We start from the raw sequence: 8,648 nt of genomic DNA on the forward strand, positions 1-8,648 counted from the left end.
CCGTCGCATAAGGGCACGTTCTTGCTCAGAGAAATCCCATGAAGCGCTACTTCATCCACACCTTCGGCTGCCAGATGAACGTCAACGACTCGCTCCGCATGAGCGAGGTGCTGGCGAAGATGTCCTACGAGCCGACGCCGGTGCCGGAGAACGCCGACCTCATCATCCTCAACACCTGCTCCATCCGTGAGAAGGCCGAGGACAAGATGCTGTCCGCGCTGGGCCGCTACAAGCCGGTGAAGGCCAGCCGGGGCGCGCTCATCGGCGTGGGCGGCTGCGTGGCCCAGCAGGAGAAGGACCGCCTCATCAAGAAGGTCCCGTACCTGGACTTCGTGTTCGGCCCCGACAACATCGCCCGCCTGCCGGACATCATCGGCCGCGTCGAGTCGGAGCGGGCGCGCGTCGTGGAGACGGCCTTCGTGGACTCCGAGGAGTACGTCTTCCCGCGCGCCGACCCGGAGACGTCCCGCGGCAAGGTCACCGAGTTCGTCACGGTGATGAAGGGCTGCGACAACGTCTGCTCGTTCTGCATCGTGCCGCACACGCGCGGCCGCGAGGTGAGTCGCGCCTTCCCGGACGTGCTCCAGGAAGTGGATGGGCTGGCCAAGGTGGGCGTGCGTGAGGTGACGCTCATCGGGCAGAACGTGAACTCGTACCTGGGCGGCGTGTCCTTCGCGCAGCTGCTCCTGCGCTGCGCGGAGGTGCCGGGCATCGAGCGCGTGCGCTTCACCACCAGCCACCCGCATGACCTGTCGGACGAGCTCATCGAGGCGTTCCGCGCGCAGCCCAAGATCGCCCCGCACTTCCACCTGCCCGTGCAGTGCGGGAGTGATCGCATCCTGAAGATGATGCGCCGCGACTACACCGTGGTGCAGTACCTGGAGCGGCTGCAGAAGCTGCGCGACGCGCGCCCGGGCATCGCCGTCACCACCGACATCATCGTGGGCTTCCCCGGCGAGACGGAGGAGGACTTCGAGATGACGATGAAGCTGACCGAGCAGGTCCGCTTCGACAACCAGTTCTCCTTCATCTACAGCCCGCGCCCCAAGACGGGCGCCGCGCTGCGGGAGAAGGACTGGGGCCCGGTGGAGCACGAGGTGAAGATCGCCCGCCTGGAGCGCCTGCAGAAGCTGCAGCGCCGCATCAGCGCGGAGACCACCGCGGCGCTCGTGGGCACCGAGGTGGAGGTCATGGTGGAGGGCCACTCGCGCTACGACGCCGCCAAGCGCTTCGGCCGCACGCCGGAGAACCGCACCGTCAACTTCGACGGCGACGCCCCCGCGGGCGCCTTCGTCACGGTGAAGGTGGATCGCTCCACGCCCAACCAGCTCGCCGGCAAGCAGGTGGCGGTGCTGCAGCTGCCCACCGTGGAGCCGCTGCCCGTCCCGCGTCCCGACTCGCCGTTCCACGTCGTCGCGGAGGCCTGAAGCCATGGCGCTCAGGCCGTTTCGCGGCGTGCTGCCCACCGTCCACCCGAGCTGCTTCGTGGACGACTCCGCCCAGGTCGTGGGCGACGTGCACCTGGGCGAGGACTCCTCGGTGTGGATCAACACGGTGATGCGCGGGGACGTGAACCCCATCCGCATCGGCCAGCGCACCAACATCCAGGACCTGTCCCTCATCCACGTCACCGGCGGCCGCTCCAGCACCGTCGTCGGTGACGACGTGACGGTGGGGCACCACGTCGTGTTGCACGGCTGCACCGTGGGCAACCGCGTGCTCGTCGGGATGGGCGCCATCCTCCTGGACGACGTGGAGGTGGGGGACGACTGCATCATCGGCGCGGGGACGCTCCTGACGCCCGGGACGAAGATTCCCCCCGGCTCACTGGTGGTGGGCTCTCCCGGCAAGGTGAAGCGCGCGGTGACTCCGGAAGAGCGGGAGTTCCTGTTGTTGTCCGCTCAGCATTACGTCCACATCGCCTCCGAGTACCGCGCCAGCCGCTGACTCGCCGGCCTGTCCCTCTACAGCTCAATAAATTCAATGAGTTGTCGCCGCTTCCGCGGCGACTGCCACTCAGGCAGGGAACAGTTCGACGGGCAGTGTCCTCGGCCCACGGGTGATGAGGGCCTGTGTCCAGTCGATGCGCTCCGTACGCAACTTCACCCGGCTCACGCGCGAGACGAGCTCCTCAAGGGCGACACGTGTCTCCATCCGGGTGAGCACCGCGCCCAGGCAATAGTGGAGCCCATGGCCGAAGGAGAGGTGCGGCGACCCCTTGCGCTCCAGGATGAACCTGTCGCCTTCCGGGAAGTGTTTCTCGTCGCGCGCCGCGGAGGCCATCGATACCGCCACCGTCGTTCCCTTCGGCAGGAAGACTCCAGCCAGCGTCACGTCGTCGAGACACACACGCAACGTGAGCATGCCAACGGGTTCGTAGCGAAGGGCCTCCTCGACGAAGCGAGGTACAAGGGCGGAGTCCTCGCGGAGGCGGGACAGCAACTCTGGATGCAGGGCGAGTATCCGGGCGCTTTGTCCAAGCAGGTGGGTCGTCGTGTCCAAGCCGCCGGCGAGCAGCGCGAAGAAGACGGATGTCAGCTCTTCGTCCGTCAGGGCCTCTCCGTCGACTCGCGCTCGAAGCAGGTCACTGACCATGTCTTCGCCTGGGGACCGTCGTCGGTCTTCCAGCACCTCCTGGAAATACCTCGTCAGCTCATCGATGGTGTGGCGGCTCTGCTCCATCTGTGCGGTGTCCCCGGGAAGGACACCACCGATGGTCATGATGTCGTAGGTCCAGCGCTTGAGCTGCCCGCGCAAGGAGGCATCCAACCCGAGGAGCCAACCCATGACGGAGGAGGGGATCAGGGCGGCGAAGGCATCCATGAACTCGACTTCTCGCTCACGCATCATGCGGGACACGCACTCCCGGGCGAGCACGCGGATGCGTGCCTCCAGTGGCGCCAAGGCCTTCGGCGTGAAGGCCTGGCTGAGGAGTGCTCGCATCCGCCCATGCTGGGGCGGGTCCATGAAAGGGAGGGACGTGGCGAAGGGGTTGGTTTTCCCGAGCCACTCCGGCTCGAAGGCCAGGCGCAACTGACTGGAAGAGAAGAGCTGGCTCGACCTGAATACGTACTGGGCTTCGTCATAGCGGGTAACGACCCACATTCCACCCGGGTCGGCCTGGACGAGAGGCCCCTGGCGCCTGAGCTCCGCGAGATGGGGATGGGGGTCCTCGATGAACTCACGCGACAGGAAGTTGAGACGGGTGCTCATCAGCGTGCGACCTCCACAGTCTCGGGTGGATGACTTGGGAATATGAAGTTGAACAAATACAGACAAAGCCAGCAACAGGCAACACAACCCACCACGAATCACGCGGGGAGTGACCCGCACTCATCCATAGACTGTCCCGCACCCCAAGCCCGCATGACCGACGAATCCGGCTCATGCAAGTAAATGGCTGCTGCCGACACCTGTCGGTCATGGATGAGATAGATTGGGAACATGCAAACGAGCACGCCTCGAGTCGAGCTGCCTTTTCTCCCTGGTCTCAGTCCCGACAGGGAAGCATCGCGCGCGACCACGCTTCGGTGGATGGCTTTTCACGGGCTCGTCGTCGGGCATGACGCCCTGTGGACCTATGACAAGATGCGTACCGACCTGCTTTCCGCGAGAGTGTTTTGTGATGCTCGCGGGGCAGGCCTCGATCTGGCGAACGAGTGGATTGCCTGGTTCTTCGTCTTCGACGACCAATTCGATGGGCCGCTGGGGAGAGATCTCGAAGCGACCCACGCTGTCCTGGAGGAGTTCCTGTCCGCGGTGCAGACGGGTACACCTCTGCGCCATCCTTCGTCGCCCCTCTGCTCTTCATGGATTGATCTGTGGGGCCGTTCAATCTCAGGGATGAGCGAGACCTGGGCGGAGCGCTTCGCCGGGAACTTTCTGCGATATTTCCAATCGTATCAGCGAGAAGCGTTGGATCGGTTGCAAGGTGGACCCGCCGATCTCGCGAGCTACCTGGACAATCGGCGGCACACCATTGGCTTCGCGCCCGCCCTGGACCTCTGCGAACCCGCGTCGGGCTACGAAATCCCCCCGGAACTCCATGGCAGTGAGCCCATGGTCACCATGCGATTGATGAGCACGGACGTGGTGGTGATTGCCAACGACATCTGCTCCGCCACGAAGGAGGCCGCAGTGGGGCAAATGCACAATGTCGTGCTGCTCCGCATGCGGGACGAAGGTTGTGACCAGTCCACCGCCACGCAGTGGGCGGCGGGCCTCATCGCGGATCGGGTGAGGACCTTTCAAGAGGCGGAGTCGCGGATGCGACAAGGAACCCAGACAGTCACGGCCTGGAGCTATATCGACCGAGGCATCTCGGCGATGAAGAACTGGATGCGGGGGAACCTGGACTGGTCCTATGAGACCGCCCGCTATTCTTCGACTGACGAGCTCTGGTCTTCGGAGCGCACGTGGCCGTGGGAGGTGCTGCACAACGCTCCGAAAGGGAGCGCCAAGTCGTCGTGAAGGACCGGTGGTCCCTCCAGCGCGGACGGAGACAGCACCAGGGGGAGGGATGGGCACGGCAGGGCCAGGGCCCCTGCGTGAATCCGGCGATTGCGGATAACACCGCGTCCTGCTTGGGACTTTTCATCGCCCGGCCCGTGAGCCGTTGACTCGCCGGCCCGCGCGGCCCGTGTTAGGACCCTGGCACCATGGCTCTCGTGCCTGCGAACACCCTCAAGGCGTGCCCTCTCTTCAAGGGCTTCACCGACACCGGCATCCAGATCTTCGCGGGTGTGGCCGTGCCTCGGGCCTTCCCCAAGGGCACCGCGTTGTTCGTCGAGGGCAAGACGGGCGAGTCGCTCATCATCGTCGGCGAGGGCACGGTGCGGCTGAGCGCCAAGAGCCCGTCGGGCGAGGACGTGTCACTGGGCGAGGTGGGCACGGGCGAGCCGTTGGGCGAGCTGGCCCTGGTGCAGAAGGGTGAGCGGCTCTGCACCGCGACGGCCGTCACGGACGTGTCCGCGCTGGAGATTCGCGCGGCGGACTTCCAGAAGCTGCTGGCCACCAAGCCCCAGGCCTGCGTGAAGCTGCTGATGGGCATCGTCGGCTTCTTCGGCCAGAAGGCCCGGGACAACCGGGACATGATTCGGACCCTCATCGGAAAGGCGCCGGCCGCCTGAGGGGCGCGTGGTAGCGTCGGGGCTCCGTATGCGAGCCTCCCACCTGGCCGTCCTCCCGCTGCTCGGGGTCCTTGCGTCGCCCCTGGCGTTCGCGGGGTCGGCCGCCCAGGTCTCCATCGCCTCCGAGGAGGACTGGTTCGCCAGTCAGTACACGCCCGGTGGCCTGGAGGTGCGCGCGGATGTCCGCGTCTTCACGCTCTATGCGCTGCTCAACCGCGCGGGCTACGACGCGGGCCCCGTCGAGCGGGCCCATCCCGTCCCCGTCATCCGCTACACCCGCGCCCGCGCCCGCGTCCGCGAGGTGCTGGCCTCCGCGTCGGACGCCGTGCTCGCCCAGGCCCGCGCGTACTTCGCCGCGCACCCCGAGCCTGTGGAGGTCTACCTGGCCCGCGTTCTCGGAGGACCGAAGGCGCCGGGCCGCGCCGCGAGCCTCACCGGGTTGGAGGAGTTGCTGGCCCGCGCCGAGCAGGAGTGGCCGGTGACGGCGCTGCGCGCGGAGACGCTGCCGGACTTCCGCTTCGAGCAGCGCGCGTGGCTCCCGCTGCTGGATGCCCCCGTCCAACAGACGACACGACTATTGGGCCTGCCGGAAGGTGGGCCCGCACCTCGGGTGGTGGTTAATCTGCTCGAGGCCGAGGGGAGCGTGCGGCCGGTGGACACGGGGCGGGGGTGGGTGATTGTGGTGGGACCTGTGACGCGCACGCCTGACGCCGAGCCGGTGGTGCGGGAGCTGGCGCGTGGGGTACTGAGCTCACGGCTGGCCGGGCGCCTGGGTGCTCGCTGGGCGGGCGGGGCGGCGGCGCTGAAGGACGCCCAGGCCCGGGGGGCGGGTGAGGGGACGGTCGACGAGTACGGGGTGGCGCTCCTGAGTCGGGCGCTGGCCCTGACGGCCACGGGGGCTCCGGTCGGGGCCTATGAAGCGGCCGGGCGCGACGGGTATTTCGGATTGAAGGCCCTGTCGCGGAGTTTTGAGGAGGCGCGCCCGGTTGATGCGTGGGCGCTGGATGGGCTGGCTCGGGCGGTGCCCCAGCAGGCCCCTCGGAAGTGAACGGACGGGACAACGCGTGCTTGATTTCCTCACCACCCTGCTTGGCGACTCCCAGGGCGTCATTGCCTACGCCATGGTCTTCGGCATCCTCGTGGCCTGTGGCCTGGGCGTGCCGCTGCCTGAAGACATCTCGCTCATCCTGGGCGGCTTCCTGGCCCACAAGGGCGCGGCGAGCCTGCCGGTGATGATGGTGGTCGGCTTCCTGGGCATCCTGGTGGGCGACAGCCTCATCTTCTTCGCCGGCCGCAGGCTGGGCGGGAGGCTGGGGCGGGGCACCGGAGGCACCCAGGAGGCGCCGAAGGGCGGCGGAGGGTTCTTCGCGCGCATCGTCACGCCGGAGAAGCGCGCGCGCGTGGAGGGGCTCTTCGAGCGCCACGGGCAGAAGATCGTCTGCATCGCCCGCTTCATGCCGGGCGTGCGCGCGGTGACGTACTTCACCGCGGGCTCGGTGGGCATGTCCTACTGGCGCTTCATCTTCTGGGACGGCCTGGCCGCGCTCTTGTCCGCGCCGGTGTTCATCTGGCTCGGGTTCCACTTCGGTGGCGAGCTGGACATGCTCATCAGCAAGTTCAAGGAAGGCCAGTACGCCGTCATGGGTGTGCTCGCCGTCGTCGGCGTGGGCTTCTTCCTGTGGCGCCGCAGCCGCAACAAGCGCCTCGCCGCCCAGGGGCAGGGCACGCCCGCCGTGACGTCCTCGTCACTGTCCAACGACGAGCCCGCCGCGCCCACGTCCAAGCCCCACAACACCGTGAAGGGCAGCGGCTCCGAGCCCCTCTTCAAGGTGGCGTCCACGTCGTCGTCGCCGGAGAAGGTGACCGCGTCGGTGGATCCGTCGCGCGAGTTGATGAAGCACTGAGGCTCGCCGAGGCTGTCGCGAGCGAGGTGCCGTGCTTTGAGCTCACAGGAGCCGTGAGGCTCCCGTGACGGACGGCAGGCGGGCACGATGTGGCTGGCGACGCGTTTCGGCGCCTGTTAGTCCCAGCCCGCGTTCATCGCGGCGAACCATGTCCCTCACGACTGCGCAGGACCCCGCCAGGATGGGGTTGTTTCGGCTCACGTGGCCGATCTTCCTGGAGCTCCTCCTCTTCATGATGATGGGAACGGCGGACACGCTGATGCTCAGCGGTGTGTCCGACGACGCCGTCTCCGCGGTGGGGGTCGTCAATCAGTTCCTGTTCATCTGTCTGCTCATCATGGAGGTGATGAGCAACGGCGCCTCCGTCGTCGTGTCCCAGTACCTGGGCGCGCGGCGCTCCGAGGAGGCGGCGCGCATCGCCGCGATGGGCATCACCCTGAACCTGCTGCTCGGCGTGACGGTGAGCGCGGGGCTGCTCTTCGGCGGGGACGCGCTGCTGGCGCGGATGAACCTGGAGGGCGTGGTGCTGGAGCAGGCCCGCACGTACATGGGCATCGCCGGAGGGTTCATCTTCCTCCAGGCGCTCATCAACGTGTGCTCCGCGCTCATCCGCACCTATGGCTTCACGCGGGAGTCCATGTTCATCGCCCTGGGGATGAACGCGCTGCACGTGGGCGGCAACGCGCTGCTCATCTTCGGGCTGTTGGGGCTGCCTCGGCTCGAGGTGGCCGGCGCGGCCATCTCCACGGTGGTGAGCCGCGCGCTGGCGCTGCTGGTGTTCGTGTGGCTGTTGTACCGGGTGATGGACGTGCGGATGAAGGCGCGCGACTTCGTCCGGTTCACCTCGGACAGGGTGCGGAAGATCCTCCGCGTGGGCGTGCCCTCCGCCGTCGAGCAGGGCACGTACCAGTGCTGCCAGGCGGTGTTCCTGTACTACGTGACGTTCCTGGGCTCGACGGCGCTGGCCTCGCGTCAGTACGCGAACGCCATCTCCCAGTACGTGTTCCTGTTCAGCCTCGCCGTCGGCATGGGCACGGCCATCATCGTGGGGCGGCTGGTGGGCGCGGGCCGCGCGGAGGACGCGTACCGGCGGGTGCTGCAGAGCCTGAAGTGGGCGGTGGCCATCACCTTCCTCGTGGACGTGGTCGTCATCCTGGTCCGCGTGCCGCTGGTGGGGATGTTCACCCATGACGGCGACATCGTCCGGCTCACCACGCAGGTCATCGTCATCGGGCTGATGCTGGAGACGGGGCGCTCGTTCAACCTGGTGCTGGTGAACGCGCTGCGCTCGGCGGGGGACGCGCCCTTCACCGTGTACATGGGCTTCCTGTCGATGGTCTGCATGAGCCTGCCGCTGGGCTATGTGCTCGTCTTCAAGCTCCACCTGGGACTCGCGGGCGTGTGGCTGGCCGTCGCCGCGGATGAGTGGGTCCGGGGCATCTCCATGTGGGTCCGCTGGCGGTCTCGCATCTGGGAGCAGAAGTCGCTGGTCGACCCCCTGGCTCCGGTGGTGGAAGCCCCCGTCGTGGTGGCGGCGTAGGTGTCGTTTCGTAGGTGGCTGCCGCCTCGGACCCTCGCGGTTCGAGGACAGCAGCCACCTGGGTGAAGCACTCGC

The 8,648-nt window shown here is 67.3% G+C and carries 8 protein-coding genes; 7 read left to right on the forward strand and 1 reads right to left on the reverse strand.

The genetic code is table 11. The features are described from left to right. Window positions 1–38: 38 nt before the first annotated feature. Together miaB and LXT21_RS23205 are read left to right on the forward strand one after the other, a co-directional pair. The gene (gene miaB / locus LXT21_RS23200) at window positions 39–1,427 is read left to right on the forward strand and encodes a tRNA (N6-isopentenyl adenosine(37)-C2)-methylthiotransferase MiaB (RefSeq protein WP_254040352.1); all 1,389 of its coding nucleotides are present in this window, start codon (window positions 39–41) and stop codon (window positions 1,425–1,427) included. A gap of 4 nt (window positions 1,428–1,431) precedes the next feature. Next, window positions 1,432–1,947, forward strand: coding sequence for a gamma carbonic anhydrase family protein (locus LXT21_RS23205; protein ID WP_254040353.1), 516 nt, complete (start codon window positions 1,432–1,434; stop codon window positions 1,945–1,947). Window positions 1,948–2,016: 69 nt separating this feature from the next. Here the strand turns inward: LXT21_RS23205 and LXT21_RS23210 are convergent, their stop codons facing one another. Continuing rightward, window positions 2,017–3,213, reverse strand: a complete 1,197-nt coding sequence (locus LXT21_RS23210) for a cytochrome P450 (RefSeq protein ID WP_254040354.1) — start codon at window positions 3,211–3,213, stop codon at window positions 2,017–2,019. A gap of 231 nt (window positions 3,214–3,444) precedes the next feature. On the opposite strand from LXT21_RS23210, the gene LXT21_RS23215 reads away from it, so the two are divergent. The 5 genes from LXT21_RS23215 to LXT21_RS23235 all read left to right on the forward strand — a co-directional run bounded on the left by LXT21_RS23215 (window position 3,445) and on the right by LXT21_RS23235 (window position 8,573). After that, the gene (locus tag LXT21_RS23215; protein WP_254040355.1) at window positions 3,445–4,470 is read left to right on the forward strand and encodes a terpene synthase family protein; all 1,026 of its coding nucleotides are present in this window, start codon (window positions 3,445–3,447) and stop codon (window positions 4,468–4,470) included. 188 nt (window positions 4,471–4,658) lie between these two features. Beyond that, complete coding sequence (locus LXT21_RS23220; RefSeq protein ID WP_046713822.1) at window positions 4,659–5,129, forward strand: cyclic nucleotide-binding domain-containing protein; 471 nt, start codon at window positions 4,659–4,661, stop codon at window positions 5,127–5,129. A gap of 28 nt (window positions 5,130–5,157) precedes the next feature. Continuing rightward, on the forward strand, window positions 5,158–6,177 hold the full coding sequence (locus tag LXT21_RS23225; RefSeq protein ID WP_254040356.1) for a hypothetical protein: 1,020 nt from the start codon (window positions 5,158–5,160) through the stop codon (window positions 6,175–6,177). A gap of 73 nt (window positions 6,178–6,250) precedes the next feature. Next, window positions 6,251–7,033 carry a DedA family protein gene (locus LXT21_RS23230; protein ID WP_407667022.1) on the forward strand — a complete coding sequence of 261 codons (783 nt, stop codon included), beginning with the start codon at window positions 6,251–6,253 and terminating at the stop codon, window positions 7,031–7,033. A gap of 148 nt (window positions 7,034–7,181) precedes the next feature. After that, a complete protein-coding gene (locus LXT21_RS23235; protein ID WP_254040358.1) occupies window positions 7,182–8,573 on the forward strand; it encodes an MATE family efflux transporter in 1,392 nt (463 codons plus the stop codon). Window positions 8,574–8,648: the final 75 nt, after the last annotated feature.

This window comes from Myxococcus guangdongensis (assembly GCF_024198255.1).
Taxonomy (GTDB): domain Bacteria; phylum Myxococcota; class Myxococcia; order Myxococcales; family Myxococcaceae; genus Myxococcus; species Myxococcus guangdongensis.